This is a genomic window from Kitasatospora sp. NPDC048715 (genome assembly GCF_043198905.1).
Classification (GTDB): domain Bacteria; phylum Actinomycetota; class Actinomycetes; order Streptomycetales; family Streptomycetaceae; genus Kitasatospora; species Kitasatospora lactacystinica.
Genome location: NZ_JBICVH010000007.1, coordinates 75,042 through 96,208, shown reverse-complemented (window position 1 = coordinate 96,208; position 21,167 = coordinate 75,042). Strand labels below are relative to the sequence as shown.

Below are 21,167 nucleotides of genomic sequence, written 5' to 3'. Positions count from 1 at the left end.
CGGCGCCGGGAGCCCGCCGTCCGGCGCCGGGAGCCCGCCGGGCGCCCGCCGGGTGCCGTTCCCGTGCTCGTCCGTGTCCGCCCGGCACTGCCGGAGGCCCGCCGCCCGGGCCGAGCGGGTGAACCCTCCCCGCTCCGCCGCCCCGACCGGGCCCGTGCCCGGGGCACCGGATGGTAGGCATGGGCCGCATGGACTGGTTCGCCGCCCCCGACTACTGGCTGAGCCGGCTGCTCGTCCAACGCCTGCTCGCCGCCCTCTACCTGATCGGATTCCTGGCCGCCGCCGGGCAGTTCCGCGCGCTCATCGGCGCCGACGGGATGCTGCCGGTGCCCCGCTTCACCGCCCGGGTCCCGTTCCGCCGGTCGCCCGGCCTGTTCCACCTCCACTACAGCGACCGGTTCTTCGCCGCCGGCGCCTGGAGCGGCGCCGCGCTCGCCGCAGCCGTCGCGGCCGGGCTCGGTGACGCCGTCCCGCTCTGGACGTCGATCCTGCTGTGGGCGGTGCTCTGGACCCTCTACCTCTCCATCGTCAACGTCGGGCAGACCTGGTACTCCTTCGGCTGGGAGTCCCTGCTGCTCGAAGCAGGCTTCCTCGCCGCCTTCCTGGGCGACGCCGACACCGCCCCGCCCACCCTGGTGCTGTGGCTGATGCGCTGGCTGGCCTTCCGGGTCGAGTTCGGCGCCGGACTGATCAAGCTGCGCGGCGACAGCTGCTGGCGCGACCTGACCTGCCTCCAGTACCACCACGAGACCCAGCCGATGCCCGGGCCGCTCAGCTGGTTCTTCCACCACCTGCCCGCCCCGCTGCACCGGGTCGAGGCCGCCGTCAACCACTTCGTCCAACTCGTCGTACCGGTCGGCCTGCTGTTGCCGCAGCCGGTCGCGAGCGGCGCGGCCTGCGCCGTCATCGCCACCCAGCTCTGGCTGGTGGCGTCCGGCAACTTCGCCTGGCTCAACTGGCTGACCATCGCCCTCGCCCTCGCCGCCGTCGAACCGGCCCGCCTCGGCCTGCCCGTCCACGCCCGCGCCTACCCCGGCACCCCGGTCTGGTACGAGGTGCTGGTGATCGCGCTGACCGCCGCCGTCCTGGTGCTCAGCTACTGGCCGGTGCGCAACATGATCTCCCGCGGCCAGGCCATGAACCGCTCCTTCAACCGCCTGCACCTCGTCAACACCTACGGCGCCTTCGGCAGTGTCAACCGGTTCCGCCAGGAGGTGGTGGTCGAGGGCACCGACGAGACGGTGCTCACTCCGCACACCGTCTGGCGCGAGTACGGCTTCAAGGGCAAGCCCGGCGACGTGCGCCGCCGCCCGCGCCAGTTCGCGCCCTACCACCTGCGGCTCGACTGGCTGATGTGGTTCGCCGGCATCTCCTCCGCCTACGCCCGCCCCTGGTTCCTCCCCTTCGTCGCCCGCCTGCTGTCCGGCGACCGGGCCACCCTGCGCCTGCTGCGCCACAACCCCTTCCCGGACGCCCCGCCGACCCACGTCCGGGCGACCCTCTACCTCTACCGGTTCACCGATTGGCGCGAACTGCGGGAAACCGGCGCGTGGTGGCACCGCACCGCGCTCAGCGAATACCTCGCGCCGGTCGATCTGCGGGCCCTCGGCCGGGCCGGCTACCGGCCGCCGCCCGGCCGGCCGGGCCCGGTACGGGGACGTGGCGTCCGGGAGGTGCCGATGGAGCGGTTCCGCCGGGGCCACCGTCGGGCCGAGGGCCGTCGTGAGGGCCCTCCCGACAGCCGTCGCGACGGCCGCGCCAACGGCCGCACCGGCGGCCGCACCGGCCGTCGGCCGGAGCCGCCTGTCGGAGGGCCGTGCGAGGAGCCACGGTGAACAGCCGCAGTGAACAGCCGCGGTGAACAGCTGCGGTGGGTTCCGCGAGGAGGAGTCGCGAGGAGGAGCCGTGAGCAGCGGAGACACCCGTCCGGACCAACGCCCGACCACCCGGGCGGACCGCCCGAGTGGCGGCCAGGCGGGCGGTATGGCACACGACACCCGCCCGTCGGGGCGGTGGGTGCGTGCAAGCCTCGAACGGGCACCCGTATTCTGGGCGTCCACAACCGGCAGCCCGCCCGCGCGCCCCCCAGCCCCGCCTCAGGGGCGACCCCGCGCAACCGGTCCGCCGCCCCCTCGCCGCCAGCCCCGCCGTCGTCGCCCAGAACCGGACCTCACATGACAGTGCTTCACTCGCGCAACGCCGACGCAGCCGACCCGGCGGACGTCGCCGACGCCGCAGACGTCAAGGACCCCCAGGACGCCGCCGCGGAGCCCGACCTCCGCGAGGACCTCGGCCGCTACGCCGAGCTCGGGGCCTTCACGCTCACCGCCGAGACCCACGCCTGGTACGCGGCCGTCGACACCGTCGCCACCCCCGAGGACGCCCGCGCCGCCTCCACGGCCCTCGCCGAACTGCGCGGCAGCGACCTCCAGCAGACGTGGGAGGCCGTCACCGCCCTCGCCGCCGACGTCAAGCTGGACGAGCCCGACACCGTCGCCAAGACCGCGCTGCTGGTCGAGATGCTCCAGCGGGTGCACCGCACCTCCACGGCCCTCTTCCCCGCCGCGTACGACGCCGACCTCGGCGCCCTCGCCGCCGCCACCGCCGACAGCACCTGGCGCCGCGAGAACGGCGTCAAGCTCTCCTGGCTGCGCGGCCGCTCGCTGCGCAAGCAGGCCGTCGCACTCGCCACCGACCGCCGCATCCGCCGGGAGGACCTGCACGAGGCCCTCACCTCCGCCGAGATCGAGCGCCGCGCCTGGGCCGCGCTCGCCCCGGCCGGCACCCTCCCGCGAGTGCCCGGCGACGGCGCCCTGGTCGACCGCACCGCCCAGGCCTTCGAGGCGATCAACACCGGCCTGCGCGGCCTCGCCCGCCTGCTGCCCGACCACGACCTGGACGGGCTGCCCTTCGCCGAGCTGATCGACCTGGTCGAGCGGCTCGCCGCCGACGAGGGCACCCTCTACCGCCTGCCCACCATCCGCGGCCTGCGGGTCGGCCTGGAGGAGGCCGGCCTCGCCGACCTGCTCGCCGAACTCGCCGCAGCCAAGGCCGACCGCCGCGCCGCCGAGGCCGCGTACACGGCCCGCCAGGCGCTGGTCGCCGGGCAGCGGGACGGGCTCGGGGAGAAGGCCACCGCCACGGGGGACGCGGCGATCGAGGAGCAGCCCGAGGCCGAGGACGCTGCCGAGGCGACGGACGAGGTCGCTCCCGAGGCCGCTGCCGAGGTCGACGGCGAGGTCGACGGCGAGGCCGGTGCCGAGGAGGCTGTGGCCGAGAAGGCCGGGACCGAGGAGTCGGCGGACCTGGCTGACGCCGAGGCGGCTGCCCTGCAGGCGCTGGCCGGTGGGCAGCGGGACGGGCTGGGAGAGAAGGCCCCGGCTCCGGCGACCGCTCCTGCGGAGGAGGCCGACGAGGCCGCCACGGCGCCCGCGGCCGCTGAGGCAGAGGCCGAGGTCGAGACCGAGACCGCGACCGAGGTCAAGGCTGAGACCGAGGTCGAGGCCGAGATCAAGCCTGAGGTCGAGACCGACGCCGAGGTCGAGGCGGAGACGCCGTCGGACACGGGTGTCGTGGCCGAGGAGCCGGCGACGGAGCAGGCCGACGAGGAGGCCCAGGCCGCGGTGGTCACCCTCCCGGCGCCCTCCCCGGCGGCCGACGACCTGGTGGCGGCCGCGACCGCCGCCCTGGCCGAGGCCGTGGACGAGACCCCGGCGGAGACGGAACCGGAGGCCGACCCGGCCGCCGAGGTCGTTGAGGCCGTTGAGGTCGAGGAGCCCGCCGCCGAGGTCGTGGCCGAGGAGCCGGTCGTCGAGGTTGCGGCCGAGGCTGAGACCGTGGTCGAGGTCGCGCCGGTGGCCGAGACCGAGCCTGAGCCCGTCGTGACGGAGCCCGAGGTGACGGAGCCCGCCGTCGAGGAGCCGACCGCCGAGGTCATCGACGTCGTCGAGGCTGAGGCGAACGTGGTGGAGGAGCCCGCCGCCGAGACCGATGCGCCGGCGATCGAGACTGCCGAGAGTGCCGCCGAGGTCGCGGCCGAGGCTGAGGTCGAGGTCGAGCCGGTGGCTGTCGCGGTGGAGCCCACCGTCGACGAGCCGGCCGCGGAGGTGGACGAGCCTGCCGTTGAGGCCGAGGCCGAGGCCGAGGTCGAGACGGCTGAGGTCGTGGTCGCCGAGGCGGCTGCCGAGCCCGAGCCGGTCACCGAGCCCGAGCCCGCCGTTGAGGTCGCGGCCGAGCCCGAGGCTGTTGCCGTGGAGGCGGCGGAGCCGGTGGTCGAGGCCGAGGAGCCTGCCGTCGCGCCCGAGCCCGAGCCCGCCGTTGAGGTCGCGGCCGAGCCCGAGCCCGTCGCCGCTGCCGAAGCCCCCGCCGCCGAGCCGGAGGCCGACGTCCGTCCCGTGAAGCCGGACTTCACGCCCGGTCGCCCCGTGACCGCCTACTCCGCCGACGAGCTGCTCGCCGTCGTGCGGTGGGTGGACGGCGACGGCGTCGAGCGGACCGACGAGGAACTGCTGCGGGCGGCCATGAAGGAGCTGGGCTTCGCCCGCCTCGGTCCCCGGATCAAGGAGGCGCTGGGCGCCGCCGTCACCGCCGCGCGCGGCTGACGAAACAAGCCGGCAAGGCCACACGGCCACACGGCCGCAGGGCCCGGGACGCGAACACGCGTCCCGGGCCCTGTCACGTTCCGGGGCACCCGCCCTCAGTCGGCGCTTTCCCTCCCGCCCTCGCTCGACCCTCGTACCCCGGTGTCACCGGCGGCCGTCGGTGAGTGGCGGTCGTCCTACGAGGCGCCCGCTCCGCCGCCCGGACCGTACGGGTGGTCGAGGGCCTGCCGCAGCACGGCGGGGGCGGTCACCAGCGAGGGGCCGTACCAGGTCAGGTGCCGTCCGCTGACCAGCGCCGCCGGCGTGCCCGGGAACGCCTCCGGGCCGTCCTCGGCGGTGAAGCGGTACGGCTCGTCCGGCAGGACGACCAACTCGGGTCGGCAGGCGAGCAGTTCGGGCAGCGGAACGGCCGGGTAGCGCTCGGGGTGGTCGGCGTGGACGAGCCGCAGGCCCAGGCGGCGCAGCAGGTCCCCGGCGAAGGTGTCGCGGCCGAGGACCATCCACGGGCGGCGCCAGATCGGCACGACGGTCCGCGGGCCGTCGCCCAGCGCGGGAGTTCCGCCGCTCCCGACAGGGGCCCAGGCCGCCTCCGCCTCGTCCAGCCAGGGCGGCCTGGGCAGTCCGCAGGCGGTGGTCAGCAGCCGGTGCAGGGAGCTGAGGGCGTCGTCCAGGGTGCGGATGTCGGTGACCCAGACCGGGACGCCGGCCGCCCGCAGCGCGTCCAGGTCGGGGCGCCGGTTCTCCTCGTCGTTGGCGAGGACGAGGTCCGGTGCGAGCGCGAGGATGCGCGGGACGTCCGGGTTCTTGGTGCCGCCGATCCGGGTGACGGACAGGTCGGCGGGGTGGCTGCACCAGTCGGTGGCGCCGACCAGCAGTCCGGGTGCGGTGGCGGCGACCGCCTCGGTCAGCGAGGGCACCAGCGAGACCACCCGGCGGGGCGGACGCGGCCCGAGCCGGACGGGGAGGTCGAGGTCGTCGCGCGGGACGGTGGGGGCGGCCATCCGGCCAGCCTACGTCCGGCTCCGGGGCGAGGGGGCGCGCCGACGACGACCGGTCGCGAATCGCGGGGAACCCATCGGCCCGGCCGCCCGACTACCTGGTCCGGGTCCGCAGTACGGGCCTTCGGCACGACCAGCCACGACCCACCCACGACCACCCACGACCACCCACGACAAGCACCGAGCACGGTCACCAGCGCGGTCACCAGCACCGTCACCGAGCACGGTCACCGACCAGGAGAGAGTTGTCATGCGCCCTCGCGTCGCCTGCGGAATCGCAGCCGCCGTCGCCCTGTTCGCCACGGCCTGCGGAAGCGGGACCGGGGGCGGGCCGAGCGCCTCCGTCACCGTCCGGGACGACCCGGGCGGTGGCTTCCCCGTCAAGGTCGCCGACTGCGCGGGCAAGGAGACCAGCATCGCCAAGGCGCCCGCCAGGATCGTCACCAGCAACGCCGCCGGCCTGGAGCTGATGCTCCAACTCGGCGCGGGCGAACGGGTCATCGGCACCGGCTTCCCGCCCGGCAAGGGCACCCTGCCCGCCGCCGTCGCCGAGCAGGGCGCCAAGGTGCCGGTGCTCGGGGACAAGGGCATACCCAAGGAGAAGCTGCTCGGCTCCGGCGCCGACCTCTACGTGGACACCTTCGGCGCGATGCCGATGATGGGCGGTGGCGCCACCGGGCCGAGCGAGGAGGAGTACGCGGCGGCCGGCATCCAGCACGTGTACCTGCTCTCCACCGCCTGCGCCGGGACGTCGAAGGCCGCCAAGGCGCCGCGCACCGACCTCGCCGGGATCGAGGAGGACGTCCGCCGGCTGGGCGCCGTGACCGGCACCGCCGCGCGGGCGGAGGAACTGGTCGCCGGGATGGAGAAGCAGCTCGGCGAGGTCCGCACCGCGCTCGCCGCCGTGCCGGAGGGGCAGCGGCCGAGCTACTTCGTCTTCGACTTCGACGCCGGTACCAAGCAGCCGGTGGCGGTCTGCGGCCGACAGGTCGCCAACGCCGTGATCACCCAGGCCGGGGCGCGCAACGTGTTCGCCGACTGCGACGCCGACTTCAAGCCCGGATCCTGGGAGGACGTGGTCGCCAAGAACCCCGACTGGATCCAGCTGGCCGTGCGCAACCGGGGCAGCGAGGAGGCCACCCGCAAGGCCTTCGACGAGGCCGAGGCCTTCCTGAAGGGCTTCCCCGCGACCCAGGGCCTGAAGGCCGTCCAGGAGGGGCACTTCGTCCGGCTCGGCTCCGAGGTGACCACCATCGCGGGGGTGCGCAACGCCGAGGCCGTCCGGCAGATCGCCGCCACCGTCCACCCGGACCTCGTCAAGAGCCCGGACCCCGCGAAGAGCCCCGACCCCGCTAAGAGCGGGCAGTAGCCGGTGACGTCGGCCATCGCTCGCAACGAGCGCGGCGAAGCCCGCCCGGCCCGCACCCTGCGGGCCGGGCCGCTGGCCGCCGCCCTCGCCGTCGCCCTGGTGCTCGCGCTGACCGTCGCCGTCTCGCTCGGCTCGGTGGACGTCCCGCCCGGCGAGGTCTGGTCGGTGGTCGCCCGCCGGCTCACCGGCCGGGCCCCCGAACCCGGCACCCGCGACCTCATCGTCTGGCAACTGCGCGTCCCGCGCGCCCTGTTGGCGGCCGTGGTGGGCGCCGGACTCGGCCTGGTCGGCACTGCCGTGCAGGCCCTGGTCCGCAATCCGCTCGCCGACCCCTACCTGCTCGGCATCTCCTCCGGTGCCTCGCTGGGTGCGGTCGCCGCCATCGTCCTCGGCACCACCCTCGGGCTCCAGCTCTCCTTCGGCAGCGCGCTCGGCCTCACCGTCTCCCTGGCGGCGTTCGCCGGCGCGCTCGCCGCGTTCTCGCTGGTCTGGCTGATGGCCCGGCGCGGTGGCGGCTTCTCGCCGCTGCGGCTGGTCCTCGCGGGCATCGGCATCGCCCAGTTCCTCGGCGGCATCACCAGCTACCTGGTCCTGCAGACCCGCGACGAGCAGCAGACCAGGGGCGTGCTGTTCTGGCTGATGGGCAGCCTCGGCGGCGCCGTGTGGGCCCAACTCGCCGTCCCCGCCGTCGCCGTGGCGCTCGGACTGGCCCTGCTCCAGGCCCGCGCCCGGGGGCTCAACGCGATGCTGATGGGCGACGAGACGGCCGCCGGGCTCGGCGTGGACGTCACCCGGCTGCGCCGCGAGGTCTTCGTGGTCACCAGCGTGCTCACCGGGGTGCTGGTCGCCGTCTCCGGGGCGATCGGCTTCGTCGGGCTGATGGTGCCGCACGTGTGCCGGCTGCTGGTCGGCGGCGACCACCGGCGGCTGCTGCCGCTGTCCGCGCTCACCGGGGCGCTGCTGCTGGTCGTCGTCGACACGGTGGCCCGCACCGCCCTGGACGGCCAGGAACTGCCGATCGGCGTGGTCACCGCCGTCCTCGGCGCCCCCACCCTGCTCTACCTGCTGGATCGACGACTGGAGCGCAGTTGAGGATCGCCGTCGAGGACCTGAGCGTCGCCCTGGCCGGCCGGACGGTGCTGGCCGGGGCCAACCTGATCGCCGAGGAGGGGGAGATCGCCGGACTGGTCGGACCCAACGGCAGTGGCAAGTCCAGCCTGCTGCGCACCGTCTACCGGCACCTGCGGCCCAGCGCCGGCCGGGTGCTGCTGGCCGGGCGGGACCTCGCGGAGCTGCGGCCCGCGCAGTCCGCCCGGCACATCGGGGCACTGCCCCAGGAGCGCGGCGGGGACTTCGAGTTGAGCGTCCGCGAGGTGGTCGCGATGGGCCGCACCCCGTACAAGCGGGCCTTCGCGGCCGACGACGCCGAGGACCACCGGATCACCTCCGAGGCGCTGACCAGGGTCGGCATGGCCGAGGCCGTCGACCGACGGTTCGCCCAGCTCTCCGGCGGTGAACGGCAACGGGTGCTGCTGGCCCGGGCGCTCGCCCAGCAGCCGGACGTCCTGGTGCTGGACGAGCCGACCAACCATCTGGACGTCCGGCACCAGGTGGAGCTGCTCGCCCTGCTCCGGGAGCAGCGCCGCACCACCCTGGTCGCCCTGCACGACCTCAACGCCGCCGCCTCGGTCTGCGACCGGCTGCACGTCCTGCACGGCGGCGCCCTGGTGGCCTCCGGGACACCGCGCGAGGTGCTGACCGCCGAGCTGCTGGCCGAGGTCTTCGGCGTACGGGCGGCAGTGGTCGAACACCCCCTCACCGGCGATCCGTTGATCGCCTTCGACCACCGGTCCCCGGCAGCGGCGCAGGCGGCCGTGCCGGGGCGGTAGCCCGTACCGGCGCTCCTGCTAGTGGCACTCGTAGTGGCTCGGCCGACCGTCCCGCAGGACCAGCCGGCCGAGCCGCGCGGCCTCCGCGCTGCGCAGCAACTCGCGCTCGCCGCCGGCGCGGTGGAGCACAGCGGAGTGCCAGGGCGTGATCCAGGCGTCGGCCGCCGCCAGCAGCCGGATGCCGAACTTGGACGCCCCGGCCGGCTGCGGGTGGATGGAGAGCCGGACGGCGCGCGGATGGTGCTCGGCGATCAACTCGCCCCAGGCGCGGCTGCGCTGGATCACGCCGTAGGCGCGGCGGCGGCACTCCCGCTGGAGGGCGGAGCGGGTGCCGGTGAAGCCGACGGTGTCCTCGGTGAGGAAGCGGGTGATGCCCCGGTAGAGCCGCAGGGTCTCCTCCTCGGTCAGTACCTGTTCGCGCAACTCCTCGACGCTCGGCGCGTACCGGGCGTGCACCCGGGCGCGCTTCTCGTCGTACGGGAGGTCGCCGAGGACGGCCCGCAGGTCGAAGGTGTCGAGGCGGGTCAGGCCCTCGCGGGCGATCATGGCGGTCAGGGCGTCCGAGTAGGCGTCTATGTGGTCGTCCGGGACGTCGATCAGGTCGCCGAAGATGTGCCCGTCCGAGCAGATCAGGATCCGGGCGCCGGGCGCGTACAGACGGCCGATCTCGGCGCACAGCCCGTCGAGGAAGGTCAGTGACAGCCGTTCGCCCTCGTCCGGCAGGTGGCCGAGCACCTTCGCGGGGTTCGGCGACTTGCAGGGGAAGCCGGGCAGGGTCAGGACGATCGGTTCGCCGGCGGTGATGAAGTCCGCCAACTGGGCCAGCTGGAGCGGGAAGTGCTCCGGGCGGGCGTCGAGCTCCGGGTCCGCGGCCCGGCGGTGCGGCAGCAGCAGGCCGAGGACGCGGGCGGCGAGCCGCTCGGCCGCGGGGCGGTCCGAGGGGCGGTCCGAGGGGCGGTCCGCGGGGTCGGTGGCGGTGGAGACGGCGGTGACAGGGGTGATGGCGGCAGGGGCGGTGCCGACGGGCGGCATGGGGGTCCTCCACGGAAGGTGGTGCGGTGCGGCTTCGGGCGTCAGGTGTCGGGCTCCGGGCGGTCGGAGCCGGGGTGCGTGATCGGGGGTATGTGAGCGGGGGGCGTGTGATCGGGGGTGCGATGTGCCCCGGGGGGTGCGAGGCGCCCGGGGGTCAGCGGCGCTGGTCGTAGGCGACCGGCAGCCGGTTCACTCCGCGCGCCAGGACGGCGGGAACCCAGACCAGGTCCGCCAGGCCGTCGCCGGGCGCCTCGGCCGGGCGCAGGCCGGGCAGCCGGGTGAGCAGGGTGGCGAGGGCGACCTGGAGCTCGGCCCGGGCGAGTGCGGCGCCGGGGCAGTAGTGGATGCCGTGGCCGAAGGCCAGGTGGGCGTTGGGGGTGCGGTCCAGGTCGAGGCGGTCGGGATCGGGGAACTGCTCGTCGTCGCGGTTGGCGGCGCAGAGCGAGACGATCACGGAGTCGCCGGCCGGGACGACGGTGCCGAACAGGTCGCTGTCCTCGGCGAAGAACCGCCAGGTGGTGAGCTCGAACGCGGCGTCGTGGCGCAGCAGTTCCTCCACCGCCCGGGCGAGTCGGTCGGGCTCGTCGACGCCCTCGCGCAGCCGGGCGAGCTGCTCGGGGTGGCGCAGCAGGGTGACCAGCATGGTGGTGATCTGGTTGGTGACCGGCTCCTGCCCGGCGACCAGCAGCTGGAAGACCATCGAGTCGAGCTCCGCGCGGCTCAACTCGCCCGCGTCATGGGCGTGGACGAGCCGGCCCAGCAGGTCCTCCCGGGCCACCCAGCCGGGCTCCCGACAGTCGACGCGCTTGCGGGCGACGACATCGGCGATGTACGTCTGGAGGCCGCGCAGCCGTGCCTCGTACGCCGGTCGGCCGGGGTCCTGCGGGCCGACCGGCTGGACCACCTTGCCCCAGTCCCGGTCGAAGCGCTCGGCCAACTCGGGCGGCAGGCCGATGACTTCGGCGAGCACCCGGAAGGGGTAGTGGGCCGCGAAGCCCGCCACCAGGTCCGCGCCGCCGGACTGCGGCAGTTCGTCCACCAGCGCGTCGGCCAGCTCCTGGAACCGGGGGCGAAGCGACTCCACCCGGCGCGGGGCGAAGGCGTCGAGCACGAGCCGGCGCATCGAGGTGTGCTTGGGCGGGTCCTGGTGGAGCAGATGGACCTGGAGCTGCGAGTGCTGCGGCTCGGGCATGATCGACGCGAGGCGGCGCCAATTGTCGTTGCCCAGGCTGTGGTTCTTGCCAAGGCGGGGGTCGTTGAGGGCCGCGTGGGCGGCCCGGTGGCCGGTGACCAGCCAGGCGTGGATGCCGCTCGGGAACTCCACCCGGTGCACCGGCCCGGCCTCGCGCATCCGTCGGTAGAGCGGGTACGGGTCGCGCTTGTACGCCGGGCCGTACAGCGGGACGGGGGAGGGGAGCCGGTCGTACCCGTACGGGCAGCGCGGGGCTTCGTCGTCGGCGGTGGCGGCCGGGGCGGTGGCCGTGTCGGTGATCGAGTCGGTAATCGAGGCGGGGCTCGTGTCGGTCATCTGGGGGGTCCTTCGATGCGGGGCGATGCGGGCCGATGCGGTGTGTTGGGGCGTGTTGTGGATGCGGGGCGGAGCGGGGGCCGATGCGGGGCGGGCGGTGCGGGGTGCTCAGGCCTCGGGGCGGCGGTGCAGGGTGCTCAGGCCTCGGGGCGGCGGTGCGGGGCGAGCAGGGCGACGGCGGTGGCCGCGACCATGGCGGCCAGGGCGATCCCGGCGCGCGTCCCGGTGGTGTCGTGGGGCGCGGCGAGCGCGGCGGCGGTGCCGAGGGCCGGGCCGAGCGCGAAGCCGAGGCTGCGGGCGAGTTGGACGGCGGAGCCGGCGGTGGCGAGCTTCCCGGGCGGGGAGGCGGACATCACCAGGGCCTGGGTGGGGCCGCCGTTGAGGCCCATCCCGGCGCCGGCGAGGGCGAGTCGCGCGGCGATGTCGAGGGCGGACCAGCTCGGGTCCAGCGGGGCGAGCAGGGCCAGGCCGAGGGCGGTGACGGCGGCACCGGTGAGCGCGGTCGGGCGGGCGCCCCAGCGGTCGGCCAGCCGGCCGCCGACCCGGCCGGCCAGCACCATGCCGAGCGGGAACGCCAGCATGGTGAGTGCGGTGGCGGTGGCGCTCTCGCCCCGGGGTCCGCGCAGGTGCTGGGCGAGCAGGTAGTGGCAGGCCGCGAATCCGGCGGCGAGGGCCAGCACCGAGGCGTTGGCGCCGGCGGTCCCGGCGGCCCGAAGTACCTCGGCCACCGGCCGGCCGCCCGGGCGGCGAAGCCAGAGCAGCACCAGCGGTACGGCGGGCAGGGCGAGCAGCAGCCACAGCGGCGTCCGCGGGGCCAGGGTGAGCCCGAGCAGGGTGGCGGCCACGGCGGCGCCGATCAGCGCGGCGTCGCCGAGCGAGGACCGGTCGGGCGGTCGCAGCCCGCCGCGGCGCGGGGCGTGGCGCCGCACGATCAGGACGGCGGCCAGGCAGACCGGCAGCTTGACGAGGAAGATCGCCCGCCAGCCCAGGTGGTCGAGCAGCAGCCCGCCGAGCACCGGCCCGGTGACGGCGCCGAGCGGACCGAGCGTCGCGGGCACGCTCATCGCCCGGCCGCGCAGCTCGGGCCGGACGGAGGTGGCGGCGAGCACCGGCATCAGGACGAAGAGCACGGCCCCGAAGGCGCCCTGGAACAGCCGTGCCGTGATCAGCCACCCGGCCCACGGGGCGCAGGCCGCCAGCACGCTGCACAGGGCGAAGCAGCCGACGGCGAGCAGCAGGGCCGAGCGGGTGCCGACCTGGTCCAGCCATCGTCCGGCGGGCAACAGCAGGGCGACGAGCGGAAGTTGGTACCCGAGGGCGGCCCACTGGGCGACCCCGGGGGAGACGTGCAGACCGGCCGAGATGTCGGTGAGCGCGAGGTTGACCACGTTCATGTCGAGCATCGCGACGAAGGACAGCAGGCCGGCGGCCACCACCAGGCTCCAGCGGTCCACCGGCTCGTGCTGATGGTTCGTCAGATTTTGGGTGGTCGGGGGTGGTTGCACTGTCATGAAGTCCCTCCGTCTCCCGTGCTGCCGGACCGGACGCCGCCTCGGCGGCGGGGTCCGGTACAGCAGTCGGTGGCGCAGGGGCTCCGGTTCCGAACACCTGGGGGATTTCTTGCGGAGGTGCGGCGCGGGTGACAACTTTCAGCGAACAGATGACAGATTTCGAAATCTGTCATCTGTTCGCTGTCATCTGTCCGCTGTCGGTTGTTCGCCGTCGGCTGTCGATCGTTCGCCGCTCGCTCGCTCGCTCGCCCGCCCGCCGACGGCCCGTCGTCCTCCCGCCGCTCAGCAGGCGGTCGCGAGCTCCCCGGCCTCGGCGGCGCGCAGGCGGGCCACCAGTTCCTCCCGGGCGCGGGCGACTCGCGAACGGACCGTTCCGACGGGGCAGCCGGCGACCTCGGCCGCCTCGGCATAGCTCAGGCCGACCACCTGCGTCAGCACGAAGGCCTCCCGCCGCTGGGCGGGCACCCGGTCGAGCAGATCGCCGAGCGCGATGCCGTCCTCGAACCCGGCCGTCGGTGTGCCACCCTGCCGCTCCGCCGCCTCCTGCCAGTCCGGCAGTGCCGCGCAGCGCGGCCGGGCGGCGGCCATCCGGTACCGGTCGATCACCGTGCGCCGGGCGATCGACAGCAGCCAGGTCCGGGCCGAGGAGCGCCCCGCGAACGCGGGCAGGCCGCGCAGGGCGCGCAGGAACGTCTCCTGGGCGAGGTCGTCGGCGGACTGCACGTCGGTCAGGTGGGCGACGAAGCGCCAGACGTCCCGCTGGGTCGCCCGGACGAAGGCCTCGACGTCGGCCGCCCGTCCGGAGCGGGCGGTCAGTGCCAGCGCGGTGAGCTGATCGTCATCCACGGTGGCCCCCCACCCGGCCGGTCCCGGCATCACGGCCGTGCGGGACGATGGTCATATGAGATGCGTGCAGTTTCGGACAGCTTTGTCCGCCCGGCTCGACGGCGAACCGAGCGGCCTGCCGGAGGTGCGGCTGGACAAGCACGTCGCGCGCTGCCACGGCTGCCGGGAGTGGCTGGCCCGGGCCGAACAGCTGCGCGCTCGGGTTCGGGCGGGCGCTGCCGACGGGCCCTCGCCCGAGTGGTCGGCCCGGCTGCTGGCCGGCCTCGGCGAGGACCGGCCGGGAGATCGTGCTCCGAACGGTCCGCAGGCCGTCGAGCGGTAGGCGCGGCCAGGGCGCCCGGAGGGGCGGGAACGGCAGGACGGGGGCGCCGGCCGGAGCCGGTGCGCCGTCGAAGTGAGGCATGGGAAGGTCCCGAGGGGAAGGCGGGGACGGCACCGCGCAGCGCGGCACCGTCGGCGTCCGGGGGCAGCCGCGCGGCACGCCGGCCCTGAGGGGGCGCGGCGGCGGACGCGGGCCCGCGCCCTGGCGGTACGACGGCACAAGGGCTTGGCCGTACGGCAGGGCGACCTGCCCGTCGCGAGAGTCCCGACGGCCGGGAGGCGGCCGGGGTGAGAAAGGGTGCGGCGGGCGCGTCAGCAGGCGAGGGCGAACGCCGGCGGCCCACGCCGGACCACGGCATGCGTGAGCAGCACCGACCGGGGCGGCCGGGCCCGGTCGTCGACCGGGCGGGGCGGCGCCGGGGCCCGGTGGCCGAAGGGGCGCGCGAACAGTGCCAGCAGCGGGAGCAGCAGGGCCCCCGCGACCACCGCGCCGAGCGCGCCGAGCAGCTCGAAGAGCCGGACCAGTGCCGCGTCGCCGCGCCAGAGCAGGAGCGCACACGCCAGCGCGGCGAGCACGTGGGCGGCGGTCATCCCCGGCGACATGCCGTGGGACATCCCGTGCGCCATGTCGTGCGCCGGTCCCTGCGTCGAACCGCCGACCAGAACCTGCGCCGCGTCGTACGACCCGTCACCGTGGAACGTTCCGTCCGGCATCGTGTGCGGCCCTGCGGGCATGCCGGTCGTGCCTGCCATCCCGGTCGTCCTGGACAGGTCGGGGTGCACGGCCGTCGGGCCCGGCGCCCCGTGGTGCGTTCCCGCCATCGGCCGCAGGCTGCCGGTGAGCGGCGGGACGTCCGGATCGATGCCGGCCATCCGTGCCAGCTCGACCGGGGAGAGCCCGCCGGGCGCCCGGTCCGGGTTGCAGAGCAGGAGGGCGGCCCAGTCCGTGGCGGCGAGTCGGCCGAGGCCGCCGCCCCCTCGGGAAAGCGCCCCGGCCTGTTCGAACAGCTGGTGCAGCGCGGTCTGCGCCACGACCATCCAGAGGCTGATCACCCCGAGTCCGCGCCGCTTTCCGGCGAGCAGCCAGGTCAGCCCGAGGACCGCCCCGAACCCACCGGCCAGCACCCTCGGCGAGACCCCGGGCCCGGCCATGGCGACGTGCGCGGTGGCGGCCATCGCTACGCACAGCGCGGCGAAGACCACGGCGCGCAGCAGGCGGATCCGGTCGGTCATCACGATGGCACTCATCGTCGCACCCGCCCTGCCCGGCCCGTACCGCACCCTCCGGTCATGGCCGGTTCTGTGCCGTGAGACCATGCCCGGCCGCCCGCCCCGCGGCCCGCCGGACCGCCGCCCGGACCGCCGCCCAACCCGGCCCATCGGCCCGGCGCGCCGGACCGAGCCATCACTCGTACGACCATCGGGGCGGTTTGACAGCGCGCATTCCATACTCACTTAATGTGCAGCACCCAGTACGGTGCGTATCGGGACGACGTCGTTCAGAAGCAGGGAGGTCCGGCCTTGGAGACCCCGACGGATACCTCGGCGCCCATTGCCGACAGTGCCGAGTCCGCTGCCCCCACGGAGCCGACCGTCCCGCAGCAGGCGACGGCCCCGAGAGGGGCGGCGCCGACCGAGGCGGCTCCGGCCGAAGCCGAGGAACCCGCCGCGCGGGCCGAAGCCGCCGAGCCGGCCGCAACCGCCGAACCTGCCGAATCCGCCGCACCCGCCGAGACGACCGAGTCTGCCGAGCGCGTTGAGCCAGCCGAACCTGCCGAGGGCGCCGAGGCCGCCGAGCAGGACGAGGCCGCCGAACCAGCCGAAGCCGCCGAACAGCCCGAGGCCGCTGCCCCCGGCGAACCCGCCGACCCCGCCGACCCCGCCGAGCGGACCGACTCGCCGGAGGCCGCCGACTCCGCCGACGCGTCCGCCCCCGCCGACTCGGCCGAGCCCTCCACTCCGCCCGGCTCCGCGGACGCGGCCGAGGCCCCGGCCCAGCCCGAGGCTCTTGCCGCGCCCGGGTCCACAGATCTCGCCGACGCCCGCTTCTGGCAGTTGCCGGCCCCCGCCCGTGCCGCCGCCTTCGCCGAGCTGCGCAGCCGCCCCGCCCCGGTGTTCTTCGGCGACCGCGCCTCCGGCCGGGGCTTCCACGCCCTGGTCCGCCACGCCGACGTGGTCGAGGCCAGCCGCACCCCCGCCGTCTTCCTCAGCGGTCCCGGCGTGACCACCCCCGTCCCGGCGCGCTGGGTCCGGCTGCTGTTCGGAGACTCGATGGTCAACCTGGACGATCCCCGTCACGCCCAGCTGCGCCGGATCGTCTCGCGGGCGTTCACCCCGCGGCTGCTCGACCGGGTCGAGGAGGACGTCCGGCGGATCAGCACCGAGCTGGTCGACCGGATCGAGCGGGAGCGGCCGGAGGACTTCGTGACCGCGGTCGCCGCCGAGCTCCCGTTCCAGGTGATCTGCACCATGATGGGCATCCCGGAGAGGTCGCGCCGCACCATCCTCGACCTGGTCAACCGCACCTCCGAGGACATCGGGGTGGCCCGACCGCTGCGCCGCCGCCTGCGGGTGCCCGGGCGCGGGCTGCGGGCGCTCGCCCGGATGCAGGGCATCGTCGCCGGGATCGGCCGCAGGCGCCGCCGCCGGCCGGAGGAGGACCTGATCTCCGCGCTGGTCACCGCCGACGTGGACGGCCGTCGGCTCACCGGGCGCGAGCTCGGCGCCTTCTTCAGCCTGCTGCTGGTCGCCGGGGTCGAGACCACCCGCAACGCGCTGGCCCACGGCCTGCACCTGCTGACCGTCCATCCCGAGCAGCGCGCCCTGCTGCTCGCCGACCTCGACGGGCTGCTCGGCGGCGCGGTGGACGAGATGGTCCGCCACTCCACGCCGATCATCCAGTTCAACCGGACCCTCGCCGTCGACCACGAACTGGGCGGATCCGGCGGGCCGCTGCTGCGCGCGGGCGAGAAGGTCGCGCTGTTCTACGGCTCGGCCAACCGCGACGAGGAGGTCTTCCCCGACCCGGACGCCTTCGACATCACGCGCACGCCCAACCCCCACCTCGGCTTCGGCGGCGGCGGTCCGCACTACTGCCTCGGCGCGCACCTGGCCCGGCAGGAGATGACGGCGCTGTTCCGCGAGCTGTTCACCCGCCTGCCCGAGGTGCGGTCGGTCGGCGAGCCGCAGCTCGTGCCGTCCAGCTTCGACCACCGGGTCCGCTCGCTGCGCTTCACCTTCTGAGCCCCGGGCGACCCCGACCCGTCCGTCAGGTCGGCCTGGACCTCCAGGCCGACCTGGACCTTCGGCTCGACCCGAATCCTCCGATCGATCCGACCCCCTGGGGCGGCCGGCGCTCCCGCACCCGGCTAGTCGGTCGCCTCCCAGACCGCGTGGTCGTGCGCGAACAGCACGCGGTGCGGCTCGTGCTCCGCCATCCGGTCGAGCCAGGCCCGGTACCCGGGCAGCGGTGCGGCCAGGCCCTCGCGCGCCGCCCGCCGGGCGAGCACCGCCTGCCCGTACTGGGAGGCGAAGTCGTACGCCTGCCCGGCCAGCAGGACCGGGCCGCCGCCCGGGCGGTCGATCAGCAGTGACTGGTGGCCCCCGGTGTGGCCGGGTGTGGGCAGCACCCGCACGCCCGGCCAGACCTCGGCCTCGCCGCCGAGCTCGCGGTACTCGGCGCCGGGGAAGTCGACCAGCGCGTCGATGGTGTACCCGCCGCGCCGGGCGGTGGCCAGCTCCTCCGCCTGGACCAGGACGGGGGTGCCGGCGAACAGCGGGTTGCCGCCGCAGTGGTCGAAGTGCAGGTGGCAGTTGACCACCAGGTCGATGTCGCCGACGGCGACCCCGGCCGCGGCGAGCGCCTCCGGCAGCGGGCGGCGGACCGGGCGGTAGTGCGCCTCGGTCTCCGGCTCGCCGCCACCGATCCCGGTGTCGAACAGCAGCAGCCCCTCCGGACGCCGGACCAGGTACGCGAGCACCGGCTCCACGCGCGGCTCCGGGCCGCCCGCCTCGGCGGCCGGCCGGACGAAGTACCCCAGGTCGAGACGGCGGATCACGCGCAATTCAGCCCCCATGTCGCGGTGCGTCGCTCTGCCCCGTACGGACGGTCGCACGGGCCCCCGGTTCGCACCCTACCCGCCGACCGGCAGCCCCCGGTCGGCCTTCACCTGCTTCATCGTCAGGTGCGAGTTGACCTGCGCGATGCCCGGCAGGCCGGAGAGCACGTCGGTGATGAAGCGCTCGTACGCGGCGATGTCGGCCACGGCGATCCGCAGCAGGTAGTCGGGCTCGCCGAACAGCCGGTGGGCCTCCACCACCTCCGGCAGTTCGGCCACCCGGCGTTCGAACTCGGCGACCGTCACCTGGTCCTCGTGACGCATGGTGATCGTCACGAAGGGCTGGAATCCGCGCCCGACCGCCGCGCCGTCCAGCACCGCCCGGTAGCCGCGGATCACGCCGTCCTGCTCCAGTTGGCGCACTCTGCGCAGGCAGGGGGAGGGGGTGAGGTCCACCCGGGAGGCCAGCTCGGTGTTGGTCAGGCGCCCGTCCTGCTGGAGCTCGCGGAGGATTCTGCGGTCGATTCGGTCCATGGCGCAACATTCTGCCAAAACGCGGCTCCGACCAGCGGGAAGTCGCCATCGCGTGCCAGCCCCGTCCGGCTACCTTCAGTGACCGCACCGGCCGCCGGGCCTTCCCGGCCCACTTCCGGCGCACTCCGGCCGACCGCCGGGAGGCCTCCGGTCGATCGCCGGAACAACCCCGGTCGATCGCCGGGGCACCTCCCGGCCGACCCGCCGGGCCCACACCGCGACGAGCACGACAGGCCACGCCACGCCCATGGACACCCACGCCCTCCTCCTCTTCCTCGGAGTCGACCTGCTGCTGGTCTGCACCCCGGGCCCCGACTGGCTCTACATCGCCGCCCGAGGCCTCGGCCAGGGACGCCGCGCCGCGCTGATCGCGGTCGGCGGGGTCTGCGCCGGGTACGCCGTCCACACCCTGCTCTCCAGCGCCGGCCTGGCCGCCGCGCTGCGCGCCGTCCCGGCCGCCCTGCCGGTGCTGCGCCTCACCGGCGCCGCCTACCTGCTGGTGCTGGCCGTCATGATGCTGCTGGCGCTGCGCAAGGGCGGGGGCGCCGCCGCCCTGGCCGCGCCCAAGCCGCAGCCCACCGCGACGGTGCTGCGCCAGAGCATGCTGACCGCGCTGCTCAACCCCAAGGGCCTGCTGCTCTACCTCTCCCTGGTGCCGCAGTTCGTCGATCCGGGCGCCGCACTGCCGGTCGGCGGGCAGGTGCTCGCGCTCGGCTCGCTCAACGTGCTGGCCTGCGCGGTGGTGTACGGGCTGGTCGCGCACGCCAGTGGACGGCTCGGCGGCCGGTTCGGCGGCACCCCGCAGGCGGCCCGCCGGATGACCGTGGTCTCGGCGGTCCTGCTGATGTTGGTGGCGGGCGTCACGGCGACCGCCTGAAAACCGGAGCACAATGCGGGGCATGACCGATCGTCCGCTGCCAACAGGAACCACCGGACCCACTGGAACCATGGGATCCACCAGACCCACGGAACCCACAGGGCCCACGGAACCCACGGGAACCACCGGAACCCCCGGTGCCGTCGACGGTCCCACGGCCCATGCCTGGGAGGCTCTCGGCGGACCGCCCGAATTGCTGGAACGGGTGACCTTCCACGGGCCGGACGACGTCCTGCCCTCCGGTCTGCCGGTGCGCCGGCTCGCCCGTGCGACCGTGGCGGTCTGCTCGCTGGCCGCCGCCGAGCTCGCCGCCCACCGCGGCGGCGCGGCGGTCCCGGCCGTCCCCGCGGTCCGGGTCGACCAGGGCGCGGTCGCCACCGCCTTCGTCAGCGAGCGGCATCTGACGGTCGACGGCCGTACGCCCGTCACCTTCGCCCCGCATTCCGGCTTCTGGCGCACCGCCGACGGCTGGGTGCGCACCCATGCCAACTACCCGCACCACCGCACCCGGCTGCTCTCCGCGCTCGGCCTCGCCGCCGATGCCGGGCCCGAGCAGCTCGCCGAGACGCTCGGTGGACTGCCGGCCGAGCGGATCCAGGAGCGCGCGTACGAGGCGGGAGCGCTCGCGGTTGCCGTCGCGCCGGTGAGCCCGGCCGTGCACCCCCTCGTGGAGCACGGGGACATCGGTGCCGCCGCCAGGACCGCGCCGGTCCGTCCGCTCGGCGAGGCCCCCGTGGACCGGCCCGCCGCCGGGGTCCGGGTCCTCGACCTCACCCGGGTGATCGCCGGGCCGGTCGCCACCCGCACCCTCGCCCTGCTCGGTGCCGACGTCCTGCGCGTCGACTCGCCCCGCCTGCCGGAGGTCGACGACGCCCACGCCGACACCGGCTTCGGCAAGCGCTCAACCAGGCTCGACCTCGCCGTGCCGGCCGACCGTGAGGTCTTCGAGGAGCTGCTCGCCACCGCCGACGTCGTCGTCACGGCCTACCGCCCCGGCGCCCTGGACGCCCACGGCCTCGGCCCCGACGCGCTGTTCGCCCGCCGCCCGGACCTGATCCTTGTCCAGCTCTGCGCCTGGGGCTGGACCGGCCCCTGGGCCGGACGGCGCGGCTTCGACAGCCTGGTCCAGGCGGGCGTCGGCATCGCCGCCCACGAGTCCGCTTCCGCTTCCGCTTCCGCCGCCGCCTCGGACTCAGCATCCGGCTCCGGCTCGGGGCACGAGGCCACCCCCGGCGGCCGTCCCGGCGTGCTGCCCGCCCAGGCCCTCGACCACGGCACCGGCTACCTCATCGCCGCCGCCGTCCTGCGCGCCCTCACCGACCAGCGCACCCGCCGCCCCGGCGGCCGCCACCTGCGCTTCTCCCTCGCCGGCACGGCCTCCTGGCTGCTGCACGGCATCGAACCGGAAACCCCGCAGGGGGCCTCGCCCGAGCCGTACGACCCCTCCCGCTGGCTGGTCGAGACCGACTCCGCGTACGGGCGGCTGCGCCACGCCCTGCCGCCGATCGGGTACGAGGGCGCGCCCGCCGACTGGTCGCGCCCGCCGGGGCGCTGGGGGACGGACGAACCGGTCTGGCTCTGACGGCCCCGGGCGAGCGCTGTC

General features: G+C 75.4%; 17 protein-coding genes. 9 read left to right on the top strand and 8 right to left on the bottom strand.

Annotation, left to right across the window (positions count from 1 at the left end; genetic code table 11):
* Nucleotides 1-188: 188 nt before the first annotated feature.
* Nucleotides 189-1,835: a lipase maturation factor family protein gene (locus tag ACGFSC_RS15570; RefSeq protein ID WP_392863459.1), complete on the top strand. Its 1,647-nt coding sequence runs from the start codon at nt 189-191 to the stop codon at nt 1,833-1,835.
* A 339-nt stretch (nt 1,836-2,174) separates the two neighbouring features.
* Nucleotides 2,175-4,601 carry a hypothetical protein gene (locus ACGFSC_RS15565; RefSeq protein WP_359900373.1) on the top strand — a complete coding sequence of 809 codons (2,427 nt, stop codon included), beginning with the start codon at nt 2,175-2,177 and terminating at the stop codon, nt 4,599-4,601.
* A gap of 176 nt (nt 4,602-4,777) precedes the next feature.
* Here ACGFSC_RS15565 and ACGFSC_RS15560 read toward each other — a convergent pair whose 3' ends face one another.
* Nucleotides 4,778-5,602: a helical backbone metal receptor gene (locus tag ACGFSC_RS15560; protein ID WP_359900375.1), complete on the bottom strand. Its 825-nt coding sequence runs from the start codon at nt 5,600-5,602 to the stop codon at nt 4,778-4,780.
* Nucleotides 5,603-5,849: 247 nt separating this feature from the next.
* Between ACGFSC_RS15560 and ACGFSC_RS15555 the strand changes: the two genes are divergently transcribed.
* From ACGFSC_RS15555 to ACGFSC_RS15545, 3 genes are read left to right on the top strand one after another with little or no spacing between them, the layout of a single operon-like run.
* Nucleotides 5,850-6,968, top strand: a complete 1,119-nt coding sequence (locus ACGFSC_RS15555) for an ABC transporter substrate-binding protein (protein WP_359900377.1) — start codon at nt 5,850-5,852, stop codon at nt 6,966-6,968.
* Between the two features lie 3 nt (nt 6,969-6,971).
* On the top strand, nt 6,972-8,060 hold the full coding sequence (locus tag ACGFSC_RS15550) for an iron ABC transporter permease (RefSeq protein ID WP_359900379.1): 1,089 nt from the start codon (nt 6,972-6,974) through the stop codon (nt 8,058-8,060).
* Nucleotides 8,057-8,857, top strand: coding sequence for an ABC transporter ATP-binding protein (locus tag ACGFSC_RS15545; protein WP_359900381.1), 801 nt, complete (start codon nt 8,057-8,059; stop codon nt 8,855-8,857). The genes ACGFSC_RS15550 and ACGFSC_RS15545 overlap by 4 nt, the downstream gene beginning before the upstream one ends.
* An 18-nt stretch (nt 8,858-8,875) precedes the next feature.
* Here the strand turns inward: ACGFSC_RS15545 and ACGFSC_RS15540 are convergent, their stop codons facing one another.
* From ACGFSC_RS15540 to ACGFSC_RS15525, 4 genes are all read right to left on the bottom strand, one after another.
* Nucleotides 8,876-9,889 (bottom strand): isocyanide synthase family protein, encoded by a 1,014-nt coding sequence (locus tag ACGFSC_RS15540; RefSeq protein WP_359900383.1) that lies wholly within the window; start codon nt 9,887-9,889, stop codon nt 8,876-8,878.
* A 154-nt stretch (nt 9,890-10,043) separates the two neighbouring features.
* Nucleotides 10,044-11,417: a cytochrome P450 gene (locus tag ACGFSC_RS15535; protein ID WP_359900385.1), complete on the bottom strand. Its 1,374-nt coding sequence runs from the start codon at nt 11,415-11,417 to the stop codon at nt 10,044-10,046.
* Nucleotides 11,418-11,554: 137 nt separating this feature from the next.
* The gene (locus tag ACGFSC_RS15530) at nt 11,555-12,871 is read right to left on the bottom strand and encodes an MFS transporter (RefSeq protein ID WP_380631009.1); all 1,317 of its coding nucleotides are present in this window, start codon (nt 12,869-12,871) and stop codon (nt 11,555-11,557) included.
* A 339-nt stretch (nt 12,872-13,210) separates the two neighbouring features.
* Nucleotides 13,211-13,774, bottom strand: coding sequence for a sigma-70 family RNA polymerase sigma factor (locus tag ACGFSC_RS15525; RefSeq protein WP_380348373.1), 564 nt, complete (start codon nt 13,772-13,774; stop codon nt 13,211-13,213).
* Nucleotides 13,775-13,829: 55 nt separating this feature from the next.
* Here ACGFSC_RS15525 and ACGFSC_RS15520 point away from each other — a divergent pair, with 55 nt between their 5' ends.
* Nucleotides 13,830-14,096, top strand: coding sequence for a zf-HC2 domain-containing protein (locus ACGFSC_RS15520; RefSeq protein WP_359900389.1), 267 nt, complete (start codon nt 13,830-13,832; stop codon nt 14,094-14,096).
* 311 nt (nt 14,097-14,407) lie between these two features.
* Here the strand turns inward: ACGFSC_RS15520 and ACGFSC_RS15515 are convergent, their stop codons facing one another.
* Nucleotides 14,408-15,343, bottom strand: coding sequence for a hypothetical protein (locus tag ACGFSC_RS15515; protein ID WP_359900391.1), 936 nt, complete (start codon nt 15,341-15,343; stop codon nt 14,408-14,410).
* A gap of 807 nt (nt 15,344-16,150) precedes the next feature.
* On the opposite strand from ACGFSC_RS15515, the gene ACGFSC_RS15510 reads away from it, so the two are divergent.
* A complete protein-coding gene (locus tag ACGFSC_RS15510) occupies nt 16,151-17,338 on the top strand; it encodes a cytochrome P450 (protein WP_380348458.1) in 1,188 nt (395 codons plus the stop codon).
* Nucleotides 17,339-17,463: 125 nt separating this feature from the next.
* Here ACGFSC_RS15510 and ACGFSC_RS15505 read toward each other — a convergent pair whose 3' ends face one another.
* Entirely contained in the window at nt 17,464-18,171 is a 708-nt protein-coding gene (locus tag ACGFSC_RS15505; protein WP_359900392.1) for an N-acyl homoserine lactonase family protein, read from the bottom strand.
* Nucleotides 18,172-18,228: 57 nt separating this feature from the next.
* Entirely contained in the window at nt 18,229-18,687 is a 459-nt protein-coding gene (locus tag ACGFSC_RS15500) for an Lrp/AsnC family transcriptional regulator (protein WP_316524654.1), read from the bottom strand.
* A 247-nt stretch (nt 18,688-18,934) separates the two neighbouring features.
* On the opposite strand from ACGFSC_RS15500, the gene ACGFSC_RS15495 reads away from it, so the two are divergent.
* Together ACGFSC_RS15495 and ACGFSC_RS15490 are read left to right on the top strand one after the other, a co-directional pair.
* Nucleotides 18,935-19,564, top strand: coding sequence for a LysE family translocator (locus ACGFSC_RS15495; RefSeq protein WP_359900394.1), 630 nt, complete (start codon nt 18,935-18,937; stop codon nt 19,562-19,564).
* A gap of 70 nt (nt 19,565-19,634) precedes the next feature.
* Entirely contained in the window at nt 19,635-21,146 is a 1,512-nt protein-coding gene (locus ACGFSC_RS15490) for a CoA transferase (RefSeq protein ID WP_392863453.1), read from the top strand.
* Nucleotides 21,147-21,167 lie beyond the last annotated feature (21 nt).